Source organism: Achromobacter sp. PD1 (assembly GCF_048541815.1).
Classification (GTDB): Bacteria; Pseudomonadota; Gammaproteobacteria; order Burkholderiales; family Burkholderiaceae_B; genus Achromobacter; species Achromobacter bronchisepticus_A.
On the sequence record NZ_CP183349.1, the window covers coordinates 3,226,881 to 3,248,562 of the forward strand.

At 67.2% G+C, this 21,682-nt stretch carries 21 protein-coding genes; 15 read left to right on the top strand and 6 right to left on the bottom strand.

The window, feature by feature from the left end:
- Window positions 1-16 precede the first annotated feature (16 nt).
- The 3 genes from ACM1PE_RS15300 to ACM1PE_RS15310 form a co-directional block, all read right to left on the bottom strand.
- Window positions 17-820 (bottom strand): hypothetical protein, encoded by an 804-nt coding sequence (locus ACM1PE_RS15300; protein WP_419343725.1) that lies wholly within the window; start codon window positions 818-820, stop codon window positions 17-19.
- A gap of 1 nt (window position 821) precedes the next feature.
- On the bottom strand, window positions 822-1,490 hold the full coding sequence (locus tag ACM1PE_RS15305; protein ID WP_059373331.1) for a hypothetical protein: 669 nt from the start codon (window positions 1,488-1,490) through the stop codon (window positions 822-824).
- Window positions 1,491-1,629: 139 nt separating this feature from the next.
- Window positions 1,630-2,109 (bottom strand): VOC family protein, encoded by a 480-nt coding sequence (locus ACM1PE_RS15310; RefSeq protein ID WP_059373333.1) that lies wholly within the window; start codon window positions 2,107-2,109, stop codon window positions 1,630-1,632.
- A gap of 313 nt (window positions 2,110-2,422) precedes the next feature.
- Here ACM1PE_RS15310 and ACM1PE_RS15315 point away from each other — a divergent pair, with 313 nt between their 5' ends.
- The 10 genes from ACM1PE_RS15315 to ACM1PE_RS15360 all read left to right on the top strand — a co-directional run bounded on the left by ACM1PE_RS15315 (window position 2,423) and on the right by ACM1PE_RS15360 (window position 12,768).
- Window positions 2,423-4,024: a diguanylate cyclase gene (locus ACM1PE_RS15315; RefSeq protein WP_419343726.1), complete on the top strand. Its 1,602-nt coding sequence runs from the start codon at window positions 2,423-2,425 to the stop codon at window positions 4,022-4,024.
- Window positions 4,025-4,039: 15 nt separating this feature from the next.
- Window positions 4,040-4,822 carry a hypothetical protein gene (locus ACM1PE_RS15320; protein WP_419343727.1) on the top strand — a complete coding sequence of 261 codons (783 nt, stop codon included), beginning with the start codon at window positions 4,040-4,042 and terminating at the stop codon, window positions 4,820-4,822.
- 60 nt (window positions 4,823-4,882) lie between these two features.
- On the top strand, window positions 4,883-5,854 hold the full coding sequence (locus ACM1PE_RS15325; protein WP_165867804.1) for a hypothetical protein: 972 nt from the start codon (window positions 4,883-4,885) through the stop codon (window positions 5,852-5,854).
- 172 nt (window positions 5,855-6,026) lie between these two features.
- Window positions 6,027-6,776 (top strand): DUF899 domain-containing protein, encoded by a 750-nt coding sequence (locus ACM1PE_RS15330; protein WP_419343841.1) that lies wholly within the window; start codon window positions 6,027-6,029, stop codon window positions 6,774-6,776.
- Window positions 6,777-6,997: 221 nt separating this feature from the next.
- Window positions 6,998-7,567: a hypothetical protein gene (locus ACM1PE_RS15335; RefSeq protein WP_059373342.1), complete on the top strand. Its 570-nt coding sequence runs from the start codon at window positions 6,998-7,000 to the stop codon at window positions 7,565-7,567.
- A gap of 102 nt (window positions 7,568-7,669) precedes the next feature.
- A complete protein-coding gene (locus tag ACM1PE_RS15340) occupies window positions 7,670-8,155 on the top strand; it encodes a nucleoside deaminase (RefSeq protein WP_280016550.1) in 486 nt (161 codons plus the stop codon).
- 99 nt (window positions 8,156-8,254) lie between these two features.
- Window positions 8,255-8,743: a hypothetical protein gene (locus ACM1PE_RS15345; RefSeq protein ID WP_306637113.1), complete on the top strand. Its 489-nt coding sequence runs from the start codon at window positions 8,255-8,257 to the stop codon at window positions 8,741-8,743.
- A gap of 85 nt (window positions 8,744-8,828) precedes the next feature.
- Entirely contained in the window at window positions 8,829-10,130 is a 1,302-nt protein-coding gene (locus tag ACM1PE_RS15350) for a UDP-N-acetylglucosamine 1-carboxyvinyltransferase (protein ID WP_419343728.1), read from the top strand.
- Between the two features lie 205 nt (window positions 10,131-10,335).
- Window positions 10,336-11,727 carry an FAD-binding oxidoreductase gene (locus tag ACM1PE_RS15355; RefSeq protein WP_419343729.1) on the top strand — a complete coding sequence of 464 codons (1,392 nt, stop codon included), beginning with the start codon at window positions 10,336-10,338 and terminating at the stop codon, window positions 11,725-11,727.
- Between the two features lie 123 nt (window positions 11,728-11,850).
- On the top strand, window positions 11,851-12,768 hold the full coding sequence (locus ACM1PE_RS15360) for a polysaccharide deacetylase family protein (RefSeq protein WP_419343730.1): 918 nt from the start codon (window positions 11,851-11,853) through the stop codon (window positions 12,766-12,768).
- Between the two features lie 14 nt (window positions 12,769-12,782).
- Here the strand turns inward: ACM1PE_RS15360 and ACM1PE_RS15365 are convergent, their stop codons facing one another.
- On the bottom strand, window positions 12,783-13,205 hold the full coding sequence (locus ACM1PE_RS15365) for a DUF1801 domain-containing protein (RefSeq protein ID WP_059373355.1): 423 nt from the start codon (window positions 13,203-13,205) through the stop codon (window positions 12,783-12,785).
- A gap of 136 nt (window positions 13,206-13,341) precedes the next feature.
- Between ACM1PE_RS15365 and ACM1PE_RS15370 the strand changes: the two genes are divergently transcribed.
- Both ACM1PE_RS15370 and ACM1PE_RS15375 read left to right on the top strand, forming a co-directional pair.
- The gene (locus ACM1PE_RS15370) at window positions 13,342-14,739 is read left to right on the top strand and encodes an HdeD family acid-resistance protein (protein WP_059373356.1); all 1,398 of its coding nucleotides are present in this window, start codon (window positions 13,342-13,344) and stop codon (window positions 14,737-14,739) included.
- Between the two features lie 27 nt (window positions 14,740-14,766).
- Entirely contained in the window at window positions 14,767-15,804 is a 1,038-nt protein-coding gene (locus tag ACM1PE_RS15375; protein ID WP_419343731.1) for a DUF4105 domain-containing protein, read from the top strand.
- On the opposite strand, the gene ACM1PE_RS15380 is transcribed toward ACM1PE_RS15375, so the two are convergent.
- Both ACM1PE_RS15380 and ACM1PE_RS15385 read right to left on the bottom strand, forming a co-directional pair.
- The gene (locus tag ACM1PE_RS15380) at window positions 15,765-17,348 is read right to left on the bottom strand and encodes an FAD-dependent monooxygenase (RefSeq protein ID WP_419343732.1); all 1,584 of its coding nucleotides are present in this window, start codon (window positions 17,346-17,348) and stop codon (window positions 15,765-15,767) included. The two genes, ACM1PE_RS15375 and ACM1PE_RS15380, sit on opposite strands and share 40 nt — an antisense overlap.
- Window positions 17,349-17,507: 159 nt before the next feature.
- Window positions 17,508-18,413, bottom strand: coding sequence for a LysR substrate-binding domain-containing protein (locus tag ACM1PE_RS15385; protein WP_059373363.1), 906 nt, complete (start codon window positions 18,411-18,413; stop codon window positions 17,508-17,510).
- Window positions 18,414-18,524: 111 nt separating this feature from the next.
- Here ACM1PE_RS15385 and ACM1PE_RS15390 point away from each other — a divergent pair, with 111 nt between their 5' ends.
- From ACM1PE_RS15390 to ACM1PE_RS15400, 3 genes are read left to right on the top strand one after another with little or no spacing between them, the layout of a single operon-like run.
- Complete coding sequence (locus tag ACM1PE_RS15390; RefSeq protein WP_419343733.1) at window positions 18,525-20,207, top strand: alkaline phosphatase family protein; 1,683 nt, start codon at window positions 18,525-18,527, stop codon at window positions 20,205-20,207.
- 10 nt (window positions 20,208-20,217) lie between these two features.
- Complete coding sequence (locus ACM1PE_RS15395) at window positions 20,218-20,670, top strand: cupin domain-containing protein (protein ID WP_054456254.1); 453 nt, start codon at window positions 20,218-20,220, stop codon at window positions 20,668-20,670.
- Window positions 20,671-20,673: 3 nt separating this feature from the next.
- Window positions 20,674-21,645 carry a Bug family tripartite tricarboxylate transporter substrate binding protein gene (locus ACM1PE_RS15400; protein WP_419343734.1) on the top strand — a complete coding sequence of 324 codons (972 nt, stop codon included), beginning with the start codon at window positions 20,674-20,676 and terminating at the stop codon, window positions 21,643-21,645.
- Window positions 21,646-21,682: the final 37 nt, after the last annotated feature.

A 21,682-nucleotide genomic window follows, 5' to 3' on the forward strand; every position in this document is an offset into this window, starting at 1 on the left:
GTGCGTGAAAGCCGGCTTACTGGCGCTCGTAATAATCGACCTCGATGCGGTCGGTGCTCAGGTAGCCGCAGAGGTTGGCCGGGAAACGCGCCCGGCTGCATGCCGCATACGCGTTTCCGAACAGGACGGAGCGTTTGAGCAGGTGACGGCGGCCCGCCGCGCGGTCTTGATCGGCGGTCTGGAGGAGTTCCGCGTGCAATTGTTCATTCGCGACGCGGAACGGCCGCAGGATCTCCGCCTCGAACTTGCGCGCAACACGCACTTCCGCCTCGCTGGCCGGCACGCTGGAATGTTCAGGGTCATAGTCCTCGAACAGATTGTTGGGCCCACGGCGCGCGCAGTAGAACGCCTGGTAATAGGCGCCGCTCGCGGGCAGCCTGAGCTTGGTCTGAGCGAAGTAGACCAGGGACGGCAAAAGAGCGTCCCAGGAGGCCGTAATCCTGCTCGTGCGTGGATTCACCACTGCTGCGTTCAAGGGCATACAGGCGCCGGCCGGAACGCGGTTGGCGCCCAGGTAGGCAAGCATGGCCGTTGCGTACCGGTCGCTGTAGCGCAGCACAGCCTCGTAATTGCCGCTGAGATGACTGCCTATGATGGCGCCGTGCTCCACCATGCTGCAGTAGCCGTCGATGGACAGCCCGTCCTGGCAATAGGTTGCCAGCGCGCGCTGCATGCCAGGCCCCATCGCCTGAAAGCCCTGGTCCAAGGCGCTGGAATAAGCCTTGTACAAGGCTTCGCTGTTTCCCATTCCCGAGCCCTGCGGAGCGCCCAGGGTCGAAGACGCCAGCACGGCCGCCATGACCGACGCGAACAATGACATGTCACTTCTCCAGCTGGGTGGCCGAAAGCCGGCTGCGGTCGCGCGCGCTCAGCACGGTATCGGGATAGCGGTAGGCCCAGCGGCCGTCCTTGCATTGGTAGACGCGTCCGCCGTACACGACGGTCGACCCTTCGCTGTAATAGTTCAGATGCGCGGCATCCGAGGGCCGCGTGAAGTACTCGCAGGCCTGGCCGGCGTAATCGAGCCCCGGGTCCTTGGCCCCGGCCTTGGCTGAAGCCGGAGGGTTCGGCGCGTCGGCGGGCGCATTGCGGGGCTTGTCGCGGCTGGCGGAACCGCTACCCCACGGATTCAGCGCGGGATCGGCGCCATAGCGCTCCTTGATCCGGTCGCGATTCCGCTGATAGTCGGCCTCTTGCTGCTTCGCGCGGGCCTGAGCCGCCGCGCGCTGCGCCTCCTCGTACTGTTGACGCAAGCGGTCCTGCGCGTCCTGATCGAGCAGCGCGCCGTCCTGCTGGTCGGAACTGCGCAGATAATCGCTCAGCGCCTTTTGCGCCGCGTCGATGGCGGCGCCGGTGTTGTTGCTGCGCGAGGACGATGAGGAGCGCGACGTGCCGGTGGCCTCCATGGCCTGTCCGGGCCCCGCATGAGCCGCGGCGCCGCAGCCCGCAAGCACGACAAACGCCATCAGGCGAACCGCGAGCGTGGCCATGGCAAAAGCTCCCCGAGCAAGATAACGCAAGCACTTGCCACCCTCGGGATGAACCATGCGGATGGCTGCCCCGGCGCGGCGCTTCCATGATAGATCGCGCGGTTCCCGCCGGAATCAGCCAAAAGGAGGAATCCTCCCCCTACCCCCGCCGCGCGGCCTCGATGGCCGCGATGTCGATCTTGCCCATGGTCATCATCGCGTCGAACGCGCGCTTGGCGATGGCAGGGTCGGGGTCCGAGATCGCTTCGATCAGCACGCGCGGCGTGATCTGCCAGGACAGGCCCCACTTGTCCCGGCACCAGCCGCATTCGCTCTCCTGGCCGCCATTGCCGACGATGGCATTCCACAGGCGGTCGGTCTCGGCCTGGTCCTCGGTGGATATCTGGAAGGAAAAGGCCTCGCTGTGCTTGAAGGCCGGGCCGCCGTTCAGGCCCACGCAGGGGATGCCTGCCACGGTGAACTCCACCGTCAGCACGTCGCCCTGCTTGCCGGAAGGATAATCCCCCGGCGCGCGCAGCACCTTGCTGACGGCGCTGTCGGGAAAGGTCCGGGCATAGAACTGCGCGGCTTCCAGGGCGTCGCGGTCGTACCAGAGGCAAATCGTGTTTTTGCTGGGCATGCTGGATCTCCTGTCTTTGGGGGGGGACTGGCTTGAAGGCACGGCGGGCTGCGCTGCAGGTTTACGCATCGTCTGAGAATACCCGGCCAGGCCAGCCTGTCCAGTTACCAAGATTTGGAAAATGTTGACTGAACGGCGGGCGATCGGCGCGCGATGCGCCCGCGTCATAGCGCAAGCAAAAACCGTTGCGCAAATCCATCGCGAATAGCTATTGATCGGGTTTCGCGTTGCAGACGGCCGGCTCCCCATTTATTGTTGTCGAACTCAACGCGGTCGATACCCCCCCAAGCATGGAATATTGCACGGAGTCTCGATGAGCCCTCGGTCTAGCCACGCAGGCCTGCGCAAGCGCAAAATCGGCCTGCTTGCAGTGCTGGTCGTCCTGGCCGTACTGAGCGTCGCCGTCGGTTTTTCCAACGCCATGTACTCCAGCTACCAGGTACAGAAGGCGCAGATCATCAAGAATGCGCTGGCCGCCAACCACGCGCGCGCCGAGAAGCTGGCCGAGGTCATCGACGTCTACATTGCCGCCTTGCATCGCCAGGCCCGCAATGCCGCCGGCCAACTCGCTGCCTCCATGGGAAAACCGCAAGCGCTGCAGAACGAATTGCAGCGCCTGGCCGGGCAGGTCGACTCGCTGCACGCGGTCATGCTGGCCGACGCCGAAGGCCGTATCGTTGCCCGCTCGCCTACGGGCCAGCTTGCGGATGCAAAGATCCTCCGTCTTGCCGATCTGGGCGTGAGCGCCCCAGGCTCGGGCGCCTGGGTGACGGAGATACCCGGCGCGCAGGCCGCGGTGCTTACCGTGGCCGAACCCGTGGAAGACGCGGCCGGCGCGCCCCAGGCTTATCTGGCCATTGCCATCACGCTGGATGCCGGCAGCGGCATGGACCGGATCATCGGCGACCGGGACGAAATCGCCGGCATGTCGGTGTTCCTGGTCGGCAGCAACGGCGACGTGCTGTACCGCCGGCACGCCGCGCCCGACACGCTCGATCTGGCCAGCATCGAATCGGCCCGGAACGCCGGCGCCGCCCTGCGTCCTAAGGCGGACGGCGGCGCCGTATTGACCGGCTACGCGCCCTTGCCCAAGGGCAATTGGGCGGTGGTGGCGCAGCGTACGCTGGATCAGGTACTGTCGCCGCTGCGCGAATTGCTGGGGGATGCGCTGCGCTCCGCCATCCCGGCCATCGCGCTCACGCTATTGCTGGTGTGCGGCCTGGCCTATGCCATCGCATCGCCGCTGTCGCGCCTGACGCGCGCCATGACCGCAGGCAAGTCGGGCGGCGTGGACCTCGCGCGGCTCAACGCGTGGTACGCCGAGGCCGACACGTTGCGCGAGGCCGTCCGATCGACGCTGGACCAGCATCAGGACGAAGTGGGACGCCTGAACACCCAGGCGCTGACGGATCCGATGACCGGTCTGCTGAACCGCCGGGCCATGACCGAGGTGCTGAACGCCTACGCGGCAGACGGCGCATCCGTGGCGGTCATCGCCATGGATCTGGACCACTTCAAGCGCATCAACGACAGCTTCGGCCACATGACGGGCGACAAAGTGCTGATCGCGCTGACCGAGGTGATCCGCGCCGGCCTGCGCGACCAGGACCGCGCCTTCAGGGTGGGGGGAGAAGAATTCATCGCCCTGTTGCCCACCGGTTCGGCTGAAAAGGCTTGCGAGGTTGCCGAACGCCTGCGCACGGCCGTGGCGCGCCGTCTCATGCCGGACAGCGTGGGCCGCGTGACGATATCCATCGGCGTCGCGCTCTGGCCGCAGGACGGCGAGTCCGCTTCCGAAGTCATACGGCGGGCTGACGAGGCCCTGTACGCGTCCAAGCAGGCGGGGCGCAACCGCGTCACGCTGTGGCGCGATCAGGCCCAGGCTGTGCCGCCGTACCCGACCAACCGCAATTGAACGCGTGGTGACCTGATGAACTATTCCCTTCTGCTGGCGGGTCTGGCGGTCCTGTTCTTCGCGCTGCTGCTGCTTGCGATGCGCATCGGCAAGCGCCTGGGCCATCGCGCCGACGACAAGAGCGGCGCCGGCGCCGCCGCCATCGAGGCGTCCGTGTTCGCGCTGCTGGGCCTGCTGGTGGCTTTCACGTTCTCGGGCGCGGCGCAGCGCATGGCCGAGCGCCGCAACCTCCTGGTGCTCGAGGTCAACGCCATCGGCACGGCCTGGCTGCGGATCGACATGCTCAATGCCGCGGACCAGCCCAAGCTGCGCGAGCAGTTCCGGCGCTACGTGGACGGGCGCATCGAATACTACAGTCACGTTTCCGACCTGGGCCAGCGCGAAGCGATCGCAGGCCGGGTCGGCGCGCTGCAGAAAGAAATCTGGACCACGTCCATGAGCGCCGCCCGCAATACCGTGCCGCCCTTCGCGGCGTCGTACATCGGCGCGGTCAATGACATGTTCGACGTGTCCACCGCCCAGACCGTGGCGCAAAAGGTCCATCCCCCCGTCGCCACCTACGCGTTCCTGGTGTTTCTGGCGCTGGTGTGCGCCTGCCTCATCGGATCCAAACTGGCTGTCGCCCAGCGCGACAGCATGCTGCACCAGCTGGTCTATGCGGTGGTCATGACGGCGGCGATCTACATCATCGTGGATTTCGAATTTCCGCGGATAGGAACCATCCGCATCGACCAGAGCGACGCTCTGCTGGCAGCCCAGCGCCAATCCATGGTTGACCCGCCTGCCACCGCCCCCTAGATTGCCTGACGCCCCAAGGCTGGCTGCCGCCATTGGACACGCATTCGTTCCGGAGATGACATGCCCCTGCCCCTGAGCATGGCGAAGCGACATATGGGCTGGCTGCTTGCCCTGCTGGCCTGCGCAGCGGCTGCTCCCGCCCTGGCGCAGCAAGGCTTGCGCCTGAGCAAGGACGACCTGCAGAAGCGCGCCAACGGCGTGCTGGCCATCATGTCGTTCTCCATCGTGCCCGACATCACGACCAGCGCCCTGAACATCGGCGCCGGCACTGGATCGGTCTCCGGGTCCAGCGAATTCTCCATGTCGCAGCTGGGCGGCGGCGACACCATTTCCAAATCCGTGCCCATCTACCTTGAAGGCGTGCTGGCCTGGAGCCGCTACGATCCGACTTTCGTCGCCACGCAAGGGGCGGAGTCTCGCACCGTCCCCACCAAGTGGAACAGCGTATCCGCCACCGGCGGCATCGGCTGGGACTTCAAGCTCACGGACGAACTGAAACTGCGCCCCATCTTCAATTTCGCGCTGGGCAATGTCACCAGCGACCTGCGCGCGGCCAGCTGGTATGTGGGACGCCAGACTGGCAAGGACATCGATTTCCTGGACAAGGGTTCGCTCAACGCCTACGGCCTGGGCGGCTCGCTCATGTTGGATTACGAGCACTACCGACCCGGCTACGAGGTCGACGTGGAGCTGCGCTATTCGGACCTGCGCCTGCAGAGCTTCGACAGCTCCGCGGCCGTGCAAGGCCATGCCACGGCGCAATCGGCCAATCTGTGGGCGCGCTACCGCGCCCCCACGGGATTCGTCATGCTGCAACGGCCGCTGCGCTACGTGCTGGAACTGACGCACTCGGAGTTCCTCGGCGACCAGCGCGGCATCCTGGGCTTCGACCGGCTGACCTCGGTGGGCGCCGGCCTTGAGCTGGACTCCAGCGCCTACAACATGATCATCACCCGCACCCGGCTGGTGGGCCGCTATGTGTTCGGCAACAACGTGTCGGGCTTCTCGGTGGGCTTGGCGGTAAGTTTCTGAGCCGGCCGCCGGCGGAATTGCGCCGGATTTGTTACTCCCCCCTCTCTGCCCGGCGATGCCAGACTGTTTCCAGGCCGCCGAGCAGCCAGTCTGCGCGCAGACCCTTGCGCCAGGGCGCCGGCCCGCGATAAGGAGGTAGGAAATCATGACTGCATCAAGCAATGGCACCCCCATGCGCACGCCCCCGGTCGTCTCGCCCCAGGACTGGGAAACCGCCCGCCAGCAGTTGCTGGTCAAGGAAAAAGCCCACACCCGCGCCCGCGACGCGCTGGCCGCCGAACGCCGGCGCATGCCTTGGACGGAAGTGGCCAAGACCTATGTGTTCGAGGGACCCTCGGGCACGCTCGCCCTGCCCGACCTGTTCGACGGCCGCCGCCAACTGATCGTCTACCGCGCCTTTTTCGAACCGGGCGTGTACGGCTGGCCGGAACATGCCTGCCGCGGCTGCTCCATGGTGGCGGACCAGGTCGCTAATCTGGCGCACCTGAACGCCCGCGACACCACGCTGGTCTTTGTTTCCCGCGCGCCGCAGGCGGACATCGCGCGCTTGAAAGCGCAGATGGACTGGAAAATGCCCTGGTACACGCTGACCGACGGCTTCGATGCCGACTTCGGCGTGGACGAGTGGCATGGCACCAACGTGTTCTACCGCGACGGGGACCGCATTTTCCGCACCTACTTCCTCAACAACCGCGGCGACGAGCAGATGGGCGGCACCTGGAACTACCTGGACATCACGCCGCTGGGGCGCCAGGAAGCCTGGGAGGATTCGCCCGAGGGCTATCCGCAGACGCCGACCTACAAGTGGTGGAACTGGCACGACAGCTATGTGCCGGACGCCGCGCCCGACAGGAAATGGGTCGAGATTTCCGATGCGGGCGAAGCCGCCTTCCGGGCGCAGAGCGCAGCCGCCAAACAGTGAGTGGGCGGGGGGCATGGACTGCCGCGGCGTCTGGAGGTATTCATTGGTAATGCAAATAACCAATGGATACACAAGCTCAAACAACAGCAATTATCGGGGTCCGATGACCATGCTAAGTTATGCGCCCGCCGACCCTCGGCCCAGGCGCATCCCTGGCGGCGTCCCCGTCAGGTTGCCCGGACCGGGCGGCCGCGCCCTCCTACCCTTACTTGACGAGAACCATGCACAAGAACCTCGAGCGCGACACCCCCATCGCCCTGGGAAAAAAGCGGATGTCCAGCCTGCTGCTGGCGGCAAGCCTGGCCATGGCCGCGGCTGTGCCGACGATGGCTGCGGCCCAAGTGAGGGCGCATCAAGGCGCTTCTGCCCCGACCGCTGCGGCTGCGGCCCCGGCCGCGGCCGCGCCCTCGGGTTCGGTGCAGAAGACCGACATCCAGAACCAGGCCGCCTACGAGCGCCTGATGAACAACAGCGGCATCACGCTGCAATGGCTCTGGTCCGCGCAGCGCGGCCACCTGACCGCGACGGATGAAAACGACGTGGTCCGCATCGAAGGCACTCAGGCCAACCACGAAGGCACGCTGAAGATCAAGGGCGATATCGTCTCCATCGCCAGCGACCGCTTCATCTTCCGCGGCACGATCCTGATCCTGGACGCGCCGGACAAGGGCCGGCGCTGCGAGCGCAACGGCGAATTCGAGTTCCGCGCGACCGGCAAGCGCAAGTACTGGCGCCTGCAGCAGATGGAAGCCTGCGGCGGGCTGACGGACTACGTGGACGTGTATTACTGAGCCAGCCTGCAACAAGGCTATGCTTGCGGATGCATGCCGGCGGCCTCCCCACCCACAGCCGCCGGTCCCCACGCGCCGCGCGGCATACACAAGGAGGCTCGCATGATTACAGAAACGGACAAGAAGCACCTGGCGCGCTGTATCGAACTTGCCAGACAGGCGCTGGAAGCTGGCGACGAGCCCTTCGGCTCGGTCCTGGTCTCGCCCGACGGCGTGGTCCTGTTCGAAGACCACAACCACGTCTCCGGCGGCGACCGCACGCGGCATCCGGAATTCGAGATCGCGCGTTGGGCCGCCAGCAATGTGCCGGCGGCCGAGCGCGCCGCCTGCACCGTCTATACCTCGGGCGAACACTGCTCCATGTGCGCGTCGGCGCATGGCTGGGTCGGATTGGGCCGCATCGTCTATGCCAGCTCCTCTGCGCAATACCGTGAATGGCTGCGGGAATGGGGTGTCGCCCCCACGTCCAAGGTGCGGCCGCTGGCCATCGCCGAGGTCGTGGACGGCATTCCCGTCGAAGGACCGGTGCCGGAGTTCGCCGAACAGGTCAGGCTGCTGCACCAGGAAAGAATGCGGCGCCGGCCCTAGGCGGCGGCGCCTTGCCCGGATCGCGGTTACCGCCCGTCTCAATCGTCAGCAGCAATCCGCAGTATTCTCGCTGCACCGCATTATGAACAGGACTCCCGCATGCCCTCTGCCCTGACCAAGTGGCTCACCAGCATCGCGTTCGGCCTGCTCGTCGCCTGGGCCAGCGGCGGCGTCGTCAATCCGGTCATGCAGCACGCGTTCGGGCTGGCGGACTTGACTGGGCTTGCCTATATGGCAGCGCTGGACAGAATGCTGATCACGACGGGCATCGTGTCGCTGCTGATAGGCTTGGCGCTCGTCGCGGCGCTGGTCCGTATTCCCAATTTCCGCCGCCTGATCGGCTGGGGCTGCGCCATGCTCGGCCTGGCCGTCCTGCTGAACCTGCTCGGCGCCCTGCTTGCAATGGAACCCGGCATCTTCAATCCGGCCACCGGCGGCAAGCAGGCGGCCAACGACGCCTATACGGCGCTGTTTTTCTGGGCGCTGATTTTCGGCTTGCCTTATTTGGGGGCCGGCCTGGCGCTGACCATAGGCGGCTGGGTCCTGATCCGCAAGAATCCCGGCCCCGGCGCCGCCAAGCCGGCATGACACGGGTGCCACGCCCCCTTACAGTGTGAATTTACCGGGAGCCTTGGCGGCTCCCCTCCCTCTTTCTTTTCGTCCTACTCGCTCCATGTCCAACCTCATCGTCCACGGCGGCACCCCATTGCGCGGCCGCGTCATCCCTTCGGCCAACAAGAACGCGGTCCTGCCGGTGCTGTGCGCCACCCTGCTGACGGACCAGCCGCTGCGGCTGCACGGCGTGCCCGACATCACCGACGTGCGCAAGATCCTGGACATCTTCCGCACCCTGGGCAGCGAGGTGCGGCTGGACGAGTCCACCCGCACCCTGGACCTGCACCACCGCGACACTGCCTTCGACGCCGCGCGCCACCGGCTGCCCGAGGAAATGCGCTCGTCCATCATGCTGGTGCCGCCGCTGCTGGCCCGCTTCGGCGTGGCGCGGCTGGAAGACAACGTCAAGGGCTGCACCCTGGGCGTGCGCGAGATCGACCCGCACGTGGACATCTTCCGCTCCTTCGGCGGCGAAGTGGAGCGCGCCAGCAGCTCGCTGCTGGTCCGCAGCAGCGGTCCCCTGAAGCCGACCCACCACTGGCTGGACTACGCCTCGGTGACGACCACCGAGAACTTCGTGCTGTGCGCCGCCGCCGCGCAGGGCGAATCGACCCTGACCAACGCCGCCTCCGAGCCGCACGTGCAGGAGTTCTGCCGTTTCATGGCGATGATGGGCGCGGACATCGACGGCATCGGCACCTCGCGGCTGACGGTGCGCGGCGGCGCCCGCCTGGGCGGCGGCGAATTCACCTTCGAGGAAGACTTCCACGAGATCACCACCTTTCTCGCGCTGGGCGCGATCACGGGCGGCGACGTGGTGGTGCGCAACAGCACGCCCGCGAACTTCCCGCTGATCGACCGCACCTTCGCCAAGTTCGGCGTGCAGATCGTGCACGAGAACGGCTGGTCGCGCGCGCTGCGCTCGGGCCCGCTGAAGGTGCAGACGCCCTTCACCAGCAATGTGCTGACCAAGGTCGAGGCGGCGCCGTGGCCCTATTTCCCGGTGGACCTGCTGCCCATCTTCATCGCGCTGGGCGTGTGCGCCGAAGGCAACGCCATGTTCTGGAACAAGGTCTACGACGGCGCGCTGGGCTGGGCCAGCGAACTGTCCAAGTTCGGCGCGCACGTGTTTTCGTCCGATCCGCACCGGCTGATCACGTTCGGCGGCCGGCCGCTGACGCCTGCAGTGGTCGAAAGCCCCTACATCATCCGCGTCGCCATCGCCCTCTTCATGATCGCCAGCAGCATCGACGGCCGTTCGGAAATCCGCAACGCCACGCCGATCCGCCGCGCCCATCCGCGCTTCGTCGAAAACCTGCGCAGCCTCGGCGTGCAGGTGGAATGGACCAGCGAGGAGTAAGCTTTCCAGATACGCACGCCACGGCGCGCAAAACGGGAGCGGGCCGACCGGCTCCCGGCGCGGCGCGCCGCCCTTTCCGGGTCATGGCCCTCTACCCAGGAGGCGTCTCCCATGCCGCGCCCGAACCCATAGGCGGCCAGGGCCTGCTACGCAGGCCCCAGTTTCAGAGGTTGTTCACGAAGCAGCACCTTCAAGGAGGTGTGTGATGAGCAAACTTTCCGATAGCGCCCTGGATGATCTGAAAGCCTCGGCCCGAGGCCAGGTCCTCTGCCCGGGCGACCCCGGCTACGACGACGCCCGCAAGATCTGGAACGCGATGATAGACCGCCGGCCGGCGGTGATCTTCCGATGCGCGGGCGCGGCCGACGTGCGCCGCGCCGTGGATTTCGCGCGCAACAACGGCCTGGTCCTGTCCGTGCGCGGCGCGGGCCACAACATCGCTGGCACCGCGGTCTGCGACGACGGCATGATGATCGACCTGTCGCCGATGAAGTCGGTGCGCGTCGATCCCTTGCGCGCCCGGGCCTATGTGGAGCCCGGCGCGACGCTGGCCGATTTCGACCACGAAGCCCAGGCCTATGGCCTGGCCACGCCGCTGGGCGTGAATTCCACCACCGGCGTGGCCGGGTTGACGCTGGGCGGCGGCTTCGGCTGGCTGACCCGCAGGTTCGGCATGACCATCGACAACCTGCTCTCGGCCGATGTCGTCACCGCGGACGGCAAGCTGCTGCACGCCAGCGAGCAGGACAACCCGGACCTGTTCTGGGCGATCCGGGGCGGCGGCGGCAATTTCGGCGTGGTCACGATGTTCGAATTCCAGCTGCATCCGGTCGGCCCCGAGGTGTATGGCGGCTTGGTGGTGCTGCCGCTGGAACAGGGCAAGCAAGCGCTGTCGAAGTACCGCGATGCGCTGGCGACGCTGCCCCAGGAACTGACGGTCTGGGCCGTGCTGCGCCTGGCGCCGCCGCTGCCCTTCCTGCCTCAAGATGTGCATGGCAAGCCCATGGTCGCCTTCGCCATGTGCTATTCAGGGGATCCGGCGCTAGGTCCGGCCGCGGTCGAAGTGGTGCGCGGCTTCGGCACGCCTTATGGCGAGCATCTGGGCCCCATGCCCTATACCGCCTGGCAAAAGGCCTTCGACCCGCTGCTTACGCCCGGCGCCCGCAACTACTGGAAGTCGCACAACCTGGGGGGCCTGGAAGACGGGCTGATCGACGCCATCGTCGCCGCGGTGGAAAACCTGCCGTCGCCGCAATGCGAGATCTTCCTGGGCTACATCGGCGGCGTGGCCGCGCAGGTGCCGGTGTCCGCCATGGCCTATCCGCACCGTGCGGCGCAATTCGCCATGAACGTGCACGGACGCTGGGACTTTCCGGAAGAAGACGAGCGCTGCATCGCCTGGGCCCGGACGCTGTTCCGCACCACCGAGCCTTATGCGCAAGGAGGCGTGTACGTGAACTTCCTGACGCAGGACGAACCGGAGCGGCTGGGCGCGGCCTACGGCCCGAACTTCGACCGGCTGGTCCAGGCCAAGACCCGCTACGACCCGCACAACCTGTTCCGGCACAACCAGAACATCAGGCCGGCGGGGGCCTGACATGATCGGCGCGCCCGTTTGTCCTGGCTGCTATCCTGATGCCCCGGCATCCGCCGGGGCACGGGACGCCAGGGTGGAATTCCTGGCGTGCGTGGCAACGACATCCGAGGTTTGCTTCCCTGCATGGCTTCCCGCTTTTCCCTACGCCGCATTTTTGCCGTCGGCTTCTCTCTATGGGCGTCGTGGTGCTCCGCCCAGACCGTGGCCCTGACCTTTGACGACGGACTCGATCCCGATAAGCAGCCCCAGGCCGCGCTATGGAATTCCCAACTGCTGGAGGCCTTGCAGAAGCACGGGATCCAGTCCGCGCTGTTTCCCGCGTTGCGCAGCATAGGTGGCGCCGACGGGCTCGCGCTGGTGGCGCAATGGTCGAGGGCGGGACATTGGGTTGGCAACCATACGGCCAGCCACCGCAGCCTTGCCGACCCCAAGGTGTCGCTGGAAGCGTTCATTGCCGATGTAAAAAGCGCCGATGGCGCCCTGCGGAGCCTGCCTACCTTCGTGCCGATGCTGCGGTTCCCGTACCTGAAAGAAGGCGATACGCAAGCCAAGCGGGACGGCATGCGGGACTGGATGGCGCAGAACCGCTACAGGAATGGGCTGATATCCATAGATGCCAGCGACTGGTACTACAGCCGCGTCTATGCCGATCACATGAAGGCGGGCGACACCGCCCGGGCCCAGCGCGTGAAACAGCGGTACGTCCGCCATTTGCTGGACCGGGCGGCCTATTACGACGGGCTGGCCCGCGAGGTGCTGGGCCGCAGCCCCAAGCATGTCATGCTGCTGCACACCAACCAGCTCAATGCGGCAGCCCTGCCGGACGTGATTGCGGCGCTGAACGCCCAGGGCTGGACGATCGCCCCGGCGAGCGCCGCATTTGAAGATCCGCTGTACGCCCAGGCGCCCGACACGCTGCCCGCCGGCGAGAGCATCGTCTGGGCGCTGGCCAAGGCCGGCAAGCTTGCGGACCTGCGATATCCGGCGGAAGGCTCCGAGTATGAGGAGCCGCTGTTGCGGGAGGCCGGGCTGTTGCCCTGAACCTCAGGCGCGAGCTATTTTTTCGCGCCTGCCGATTTCCCCGCCGCATTCAGGCGCACCGCGGCGCGGATCAGCGCAGCCAGGGCCGTTTCGTCCAGGGTTTCACCCTGGCGGATATCGATGGCGCGCCGCGTGTTGCCGTCCAGGCTGGCGTTGAACAGCCCGGTGGGGTCCTCCAGCGCCGCACCCTTGGCGAAGGTCAGTTTCACGGCGCCTTTATAGGTTTCGCCAGTGCAGATGATGCCGTCGCGCGACCACACCGGCACCCGCCACTTCCATTCCTCTACCACGCCCGGATCGGCCTGCCTGATGATGGCCCTGACCCGCGCGAGCGTCTGGCCGCGCCAGTCGTCCAGTTCGCGGATCCTGGCGTCTATCAGGCTGGAGGGTGTCTCTTGTGTTGCCTCTTTTGTTGCGCGGCTGGTCTTGGTGTTCATGCCATGTCCCGGGAAAGATCGCAGACGGATGCGTCAGGAAGAATACCTGCATAGCTGCCGGAAAATTTGTTAACTTGGTTAGCAAACCAAATATCTAGCACCGTAACGGGGTCACGGAAGAGGAGAATCAAGCGCAATGGCCAATCTGGTTTTGCTGCTGCTGGGCGTGGACTATCTGCGCAAGCGCGCCCGCGGGCTGTATATCATCGGCGGCCTGCTTTGCATTACAGGCGTCACGCTGTTCATCGACGCGCTCGACAACGCCGTCTATTTCCCGCTGAATTTCTTCGCGGCGCTGCTGGTCATCGAAGGCCTGGCCACGCTGATGATCGCCAAGTCCGGCGTGGGCGGGCAGCGGGTGCTGCGCTATGCCAAGGGCGCCATCGTGCTGACGGCCGGCAGCCTGGTCCTGATCGGCCACCATCACGGGCATTTCGCGCTATCCATGCTGTTCGGCCTCATGTTCCTGGTGGACGGCCTGATCCAGTGCACCGCCGCCTACGTGGTGCGCTACGAGCGCTGGCGCTATGTCTTCGCCTCGGGCGTGGCGGAAATCCTGCTGGCCATTTTCTTTTTCCAGCCCTACCCGACCCATTACGTCGGCACGGTGCCATACTGCCTGGGCCTGTTCCTGGCGTTTACAGGGCTGCGGCTGCTGTCGCTGGCGCGCCGCGTCCGCCACCTGGACTCCAACCCGGCGCTGGACGTCAATCCGCATCCGGACTTCATGCCGACGCGCGCCGACGCGCCCGCGCAGACGGTGTTCGACGGTCCCCCGCTGGAATCGGAGCGCGCGCTGACCGTCCACGTCTGGACGCCGTCGGGCTCGGCCAAGACCGAGACGCGCAACTACCCCGTGGTCAATCGCTACATCGCCGCCGTCGACATCAACGGCGTGGTGTCGACCGGCCACGCCGCGCTGGAATCGCCGGAAGGCGTGTACATCAGCCTGTATCCGGCCCGGGAGATCGACCACTCTCCGGAACAGTTCGGCACTCTGCTGCGCGCCACCGCCGAGAACAACGTGCCAGGCGTGTACCAGCCCGACTACGCCACCGAATCCAAGGCCTGGACGCCGTCCACGATGCGAGTGCGCATCCGCAACTACGACGCGGCCAAGCTGCAGGCCTTCTGGAACGAGTACCGCAAGACCGAGATCTACAACCTGACGCACCGCAACTGCTCCAGTTCGGTGTCCAGCGCGCTGGAAGCGGCGCTGGACGGCGTGGTGGGACGCCTGCATGGCCCGAAGGCAGGATGGCGCGTGCTGCTGCGCCTCTTGCTGACGCCTGAACTGTGGGTGGCCGCGCAGATCCGCAAACGCGCGCTGACCATGGCCTGGACCCCGGGCCTCACCCTGGACTATGCGCGCGCGCTCAGCATGCTGGCCGACCCGCGCCCGTTCGGCTGGTGGAAGATGTCGCAGGACGCGCTGCGCCAGATCGCCCGCATGCGCGCGGGCTGGCGCAAGCAGGACCGCAAGGCGCAGGCCCGCAACGCGGAGCAGGCCGAATCCTCGCAAGGGGCGCAATGACGGCCCCGCAACGCGCATGAAGACGCCATGGTTGCGCAGATCGTAGGCGGAGTGGCCATCGTGGCCGGCGCGGCCTGGGGCGCGGCGGCGCTCTGGTTCCAGTCTCCGTTCCCCGGCCGCGCGCGCGCCGTTCTGCCGGCGGCATGGCTCGCGCTCGCGGCCGCCGCGCTGGTCGGACTGTCTATCGGAGAGTCCCGGCCTGCCTGGCTGTTCGGCGTTCTGCTGCTGGCGCTGTTGGCCTGGTGGCGGCTGGGCGTGCGTCCGTCCAACGACCGTCAGTGGATGCCGGAAGTGGAGCGCCAGACGCAAGGCACCATCGAGGGCGACATCGTCACCTTGCGCAACGTGCGCAATTTCGACTGGCGCACGCGCACGGACTACGACGTGCGTTGGGAGACCCGTCGCTACGATCTGTCGCGCCTCGCCTCGGTGGACCTGGCGCTGTCCTATTGGGGCCGGCCCGCCATCGCCCACGCCCTGGTGTCGTTCGGCTTCAGCGACGGCCAATACGTGGTGTTCTCGGTGGAGATCCGCCGCAAGCTGCACGACGAGTTCTCGGAAATCGGTGGCTTCTTCCGCCAGTACGAGCTGTCCGTGCTGGCCTCGACCGAGGAAGACAGCCTGCGCGTGCGCACCAATGTGCGCGGCGAGGAAGGCTATCTGTACCGCGTGCACATGCCAGAGGGCGCGGCCCGCAAGCTGTTCCTGTCCTATGTGGACACCGCCACCCGGTTGGCGGACAAGCCGCGCTTCTACAACACGCTGACGGGCAACTGCACCACCATCGTGTACCGGTTGGCCGACCAGATCGTGCCGGGGCTGCCGCTCGATTACCGCGTGCTGTTCTCCGGTTATCTGCCCGAGTACCTGTACCGCCTGGACGCCCTCGCAGGCGCGGACAGTCCGCAGGCCTACCGGCAGGCGGGCCATTACACGCAGCGCGCCCGCGCCACCGTGGATGCGGCCGAATTCTCGCGCAACATCCGGCGCGGCGTGCCGGGCGTGGCGCAGGCGCCCGCCCCCGATCAGGAGGCCGGCGCAGGCGTGCGCAGCCGCGCTACGTAAGCCCCCAGGGTCTCCGCGTGGCGCTCTTCCGAGCGCAGCCCGACATGGCCGTCCGCCCTGACGGCCAGCACCAGGATATGCCGCACGCCCAGCCTGCCGGCCATCGATAGATCCAGATAACCGTCCACGCCGCCGATATCCCCGTTCGCCGTCAAGGCGACCACGGCCTCGATGATGGCGCCGTCGAACAGCGGCTCGATTGCGGCGCGGACCTGGGCGAGCGCGTCCGCGGACGTCCGCGGGCCGCCCAGGATGAAGACCGTATGGCCCTTGCGGTGGGTGCGTTCGTGCAGCATCCCCGCGCCGCCCGCCGCAAGGCGGATCGGGATCTGGTCCGACAGCCGCTGGCCGGGCGAAACCGGGTCGTGCCGGTCTCCCATGACGATGGGCGAATCGCGGTAGTCGATGTCCAGCTCCGCCTCGGCCACCGCCTCGTGATGCTGCGAGGCGCCGTCCTCGAAGGCTTTGCGGATGGCGGCATTGCGCTCGCGCAGCACGTCGGGGTCCGTGGCCAATTGGGCGCTCTCGGCCTCGTCGCCCGATGCCAGCACGCGCTGCGCGGCCGGCCGGCGCTCGGCCTGGTAGCTGTCGAGCAGCCAATCCGGACACTGCCCGCCACAGACCAGCGCAAGCTTCCAGGCCAGGTTGACGGCGTCGTGCAGGCCGCTATTCATGCCATGGCCCTGGGCCGGGCTGCAGGTATGCGCGGCGTCCCCGGCCAGCAGGATGCGGCCGGCCCGGAATTGCCGCGCGACTTTGGTGTAGCAACGGAAGCGCGCCGGGTGGGCCACGTCTTCGAAATTGGCCTGGGGCAGATAGCGCCGCAACGTGGACAAGGCATCGGCCACCAGATCGGAATCTTCGGCGCTGGGCCGCAGGTACACGCGCCAGCGCTGGCCCGGCAGCGCCGTCAGGATCACCGGAATCCGGTCCAGGTAGGCGTAGTTGGCCTCGAAAATCTCGGGCCAGCCGCTGATTGCGGCATCGAACACCGCCCAAGGCTGGCTGATGTCGTGGCCGTCCTGTTCGATGCCGGCCAGTTCGCGCACCGTGCTGTGGTGGCCGTCGCAGCCTATCACCCACTCGGCCAGCACTTCGATATCGCCGTCCGGCCGTTCGATCCTGGCCAGCATGCCGTCGGGCCGTTCCTGCAGGTCCACCAGCTTGCTGGCCCGCTGCACGCTGCCGCCGTGGCTGGCCAGATAATCGGCGAGGATGGACTCGGTGATCTCTTCCGAAATCCCGATGTTGTAGGGGTAGCGGCTGCCGCAAAGGTCCAGGTCGATCTCGCCCAGCACCTTGCCGTCGGCATGGATGCGCGCGCCGCGCTGCTTCACGCCCGCGGCCAGCAGCGGCTCGACGATGCCCAGCGAGTCGAAGATCTCCAGCGAGCGGGGGTGGACCACGGTTGCGCGGTCCCATTCCAGCGGCCGCTCGTGCGCATCGATCAACAGGCATTGGACGCCGCGCCGTTGCAGCTCGGCGGCGGTGAGCAGGCCCGCCGGACCGGCGCCCACCACCAGGACTGTCGTTGCAATCACCATGATGTCGCCTTGGAGAATGTCGAGGCGGCGTGGATTGCGCCTCGGCAGGAATCCAAAAAAATAAGGCCGCGCATGGCCAACCGTCAAAGATATTGAGGCTTACGCCGCTGGCATGGCGTCTGCGGCGCGCCTCAACCTTTTGGACCGATCCGTTACGGCTCAGGGGTGGGCAGCCAGCTGCGCGGCCTCGCCCAGCAGCGCGTCCAGCAGGCGGCGCGCCGGCACGGTCAGCGGCGCATCGGCGCGGTGCGTCACATAGATGACGGTCTTGGGCAAGGGATCGGCGATGGCCAGCCGCACCAGGCCCAACGTCGGCCCGTAGCGGTCCAGGAACCCCTGGGGCATGATGCCGATCAGGTCCAGCTGCGGCATCAACGCCAGCAGCGTGGAAAAAGACTCGCATTCGAGCTGCAGGTGCAACGCGCGCGCCTGCGTTTCGTCGGCATACAGCGCCCTGGGATCGCCCGGCCCCTGCGCCGGCCCCGTCAGCACCCAGGCCGCCTCGGCCAGCTCGCCCAGACGCCGCGCGCCTGCCAGCGGATGCGATGCCCGCGCGACGATGACCGACTGGCTTTCGAACAGCGGCTGCACGGCCAGGTCGCCGCCGCCGCCCGCTTCGGGCAGCGGCCCCAGTGCCATGTCCAGTTCGCCGGAACGGATGCGCTCCAGCGCCTGCGGATACAGCGTGTCGCGCACGCGCAGCCGCACCTGCGGCCAGCGCGCGCCATAGCGCGCCACCGCGCCCGGCGCCAGCAGGATCGCGGCGGCGGGCGATACGCCCAAGGTCACCTGGGCTTCGGCGCCGCGCAGGTGCCAGGCCAGGTCTTCGCGGGCCTTTTCGATTTCGCGCATGACGACCGCGGCGCGTGCCGCGAGGATCTCGCCGGCCTGCGCCAGCCGCACGCCCTTGGGCGTGCGCACCACGAGCTCGGCGCCGACCTCTTCTTCCAGCTGGCGCAGCGACTTGGTCAACGCCGGCTGCGACACGTTCAGCACCTGCGCGGCGGCGCGCATGCTGCCGGTCCGGGCCAGGGTGAGCAACAGGTTCAGATGCTGGAGTCGCAAACCGCCTCTCCGGCCGATTACCTGGGGTAATCGACATCAAAACAATTCAAGGGATGCGCGCGCAGGCCGTCGATAGAATTCCTGCATGCCCATCGGAGACAGGAGCCTAGCATGACCCGAGGCGTGAAGAACATTCTCTTCATCATGTGCGACCAGCTGCGCTACGACCATCTTTCCTGTTTTGGCCACCCCAGGCTGAAGACCCCGAATCTGGACGCGCTGGCCGCGCGCGGCGTGATCTTCGACCGGGCGTTCGTGCAGTCGCCCGTTTGCGGCCCGTCGCGCATGAGCTACTACACCGGGCGCTACGTGCATGCGCACGGGGCCAGCTGGAACTTCGTGCCGCTGAAGGCCGGCGAGATGACCATAGGCGACCATCTGCGGCCCTTGGGCGTGCGCTCGGTGCTGGTGGGCAAGACCCACATGCGCGCCGACACGGCGGGCATGTCGCGGCTGGGCATAGACCCTGCCTCCGTCATTGGCCGCCGCATTGCCGAATGCGGCTTCGACGCCTACGAGCGCGACGACGGCATCCATCCCTATTCGGGCCACGATCCGGACCCGCGCTACAACGACTATCTGCGCGCACAGGGTTATGGCGGCGACAACCCCTGGGAAAGCTGGGCCAATTCCGCGGTCGACACGGACGGCAGGGTGCGCTCGGGCTGGTTCCTGAAGTATTCCAACCTGCCCGCGCGCGTGCCCGACGAGCATTCGGAAACGCCCTACATCACGCGCCGCGCGATGGACTTCATCACCGAGGCGGGCGAGCAGCCCTGGTGCCTGCACCTGTCCTACATCAAGCCGCACTGGCCGTATCTGGCGCCGGCGCCCTACGCCGGCATGTACAGCGCGCAGGACGCGCTGCCGGTGGTGCGATCGGAGGCCGAACGCGCCGACCCGCATCCGGTGTATGCGGCGATGATGCAGCATCGCGTGTCGGCGACCTTCTCCGAGCCTGGCGTGCGCGAGGCGGTCATGCCCGGCTACATGGGGCTGATCAAGCAGATCGACGACCAGCTCGGCGCGCTGTTCCGCTTCATGGAGGCGCGCGGCCTGTTCGACAACACCATGATCGTGTTCACGTCCGATCACGGCGACTATCTGGGCGACCACTGGATGGGGGAAAAAGACCTGTTCCATGAACCCGTCATCCGCGCGCCGCTGATTGTCTATGACCCGGATCCGCGCGCCGACGCCGCCCGCGGCACGCGCTGCGCCGCCATGGTCGAGGCGATAGACCTGGCGCCCACCTTCCTTGAGGCCTGCGGCGGCGTGCCGGTGCCGCACATCATGGACGGCCGTTCGCTGCGGCCCCTGCTGTTCGGCCAGGCGCCGCCGGATTGGCGCGACCACGTCATCTGCGAGTACGACTACGCCTTCCAGGATTCGCGCATCACGCTGGGCACGCCCGCGCGCCAGGCCTGGCTGCGCATGGTGCGCGATGAACGCTGGAAATACGTGCTGGCCGAAGGCTACCGGCCGATGCTGTACGACCTGCAGGAAGACCCGAACGAATTCGTCGACCTGGGCGCCTCGCCCGCGCACGAGGCGGTGCGCAAGCGCATGGAGGACCTGCTGTTCCGCTGGGCCCGCCAGCCTCGCCAGCGCGCCACGGTGGCCGACGGCACCATCGAGTCGATTGAAGTCCAGCCGCGCATTTCCGAAGGCGGCATCCTGATCGGCTACTGGGACGAAGCAGACCTGGCCCGCGCCAGGCAGACGTTCAAGCCCCGTTTCGCATCATCCAACCCGCTCGTGAAGCCGACGCTGGATCGGCTGTCGCAATCCTGAGGAGTGCAGCATGATTCTCGAAACCCCCGACATCACCCGCGCCCAGGCCGGCCTGGACGGCGTCTCCTGGAACATCCTGGGCCAGGTGTACGTGCCCAAGCAGGTCAGCCTGGACAGCATTTCCTGGCACGCCACGTTTCCGGAAGAGAGCTTCGTGCCGCCACACGTGCATCCCAATCAGGACGAGTACATCTTCGTGCTGGACGGCCGCATCGACCTGCTGCTCGATGGCAAGAAGACCTCGGCCGGCCCCGGCGACCTGGTGCGCATGCCCCGTGGCGTGCCGCATGCCTTCTTCAACAATTCCGGCGTCGCCGCCACCGCGCTGTTCTGGGCCGCGCCCGCGGGCAAGCTGCTGGAGCTCTACCGGCGCATCCACAACATGTCGAGTCCGGCGGAGGTCGTTGCGGTGGCGCCGGAGTATGACGTGATCTTCATGCCGCCTGTCTCGTCCGCGGCCTGAACCATGCGCCGCCGCACGCTACTGAAGGGCCTGTCCGGCGCCCTGGCCTGTACCCTGCCCTGGGCCGCCCGCGCCGCGTACCCGGACAAGCCCGTACGCATCATCGTGCCGCTGCCCGCGGCCAGCCCGCCCGACGTGCTGGCGCGCGTGATCGGCGAAAGGCTGCAGCGCCTGTGGGGCCAGCCGGTGGTGGTCGAGAACCGGCCCGGCGCGACCGGCATGATAGGGCTGGACGCGGTCGCGCGCAGCGCGCCCGACGGCTATACCGTGGGCATCATGTTCCTGACGCATACCGTGCTGCCGGCGCTGTTCGGCAAGGTGTCGTACCGCACGGATGGCGACTTCGCGCCGATCGCGAATCTGGTCTGGCTGTACAACGCCCTGCTGGTGGCGCCGGGCAGCGAATACGGCGACGTCCGCGGCCTGGTCGAACAGGCGAAGCGCCAGCCCGGCAAGCTCAGCTACGGTTCCGGCGGCAATGGCTCGCCTGCCCATCTGCTGGGTGCGGCCTTCTGCCAGGCGGCCGGCATAGACATGCTGCACGTGCCGTTCAAGGGGCCGGCGGAAGCGGCGCAGGCGCTGATGGGCGGCTACGTGCAGACCATGTTCGCCACCGCATCCGTCGCGGTGCCGCTGGCGCAGTCCGGCAAGCTGCGCGCCCTCGCCGTCACGCGCGATGGCGGCATGGCCGCCCTGCCCGGCGTGCCCACGCTGGCCGAGGCCGGGGTGCCTGCATTCAATCTGAAGGAATGGGAGGGAATCGTCGCGCCCGCGGGCACGCCGCCTGACCTGATCGCCAAATGGAACGGCGCCATGCAGACCATCCTGGCCGACGCCGAGGTGCGCGAAAAGCTTGCCGGCCTGGGCATGGAAGCCGCCCAGGCCAACACCCCGGCCGAGTTCGCCGGGCTGATACGCGGCGAGCTGCAGCGCTGGTCGGCGTTCGTGTCGGAACAGAAGCTGCGCAACGGATGACGGCCGGGCGGACTAGCCCGGCCGCCCGCCTGGCCGC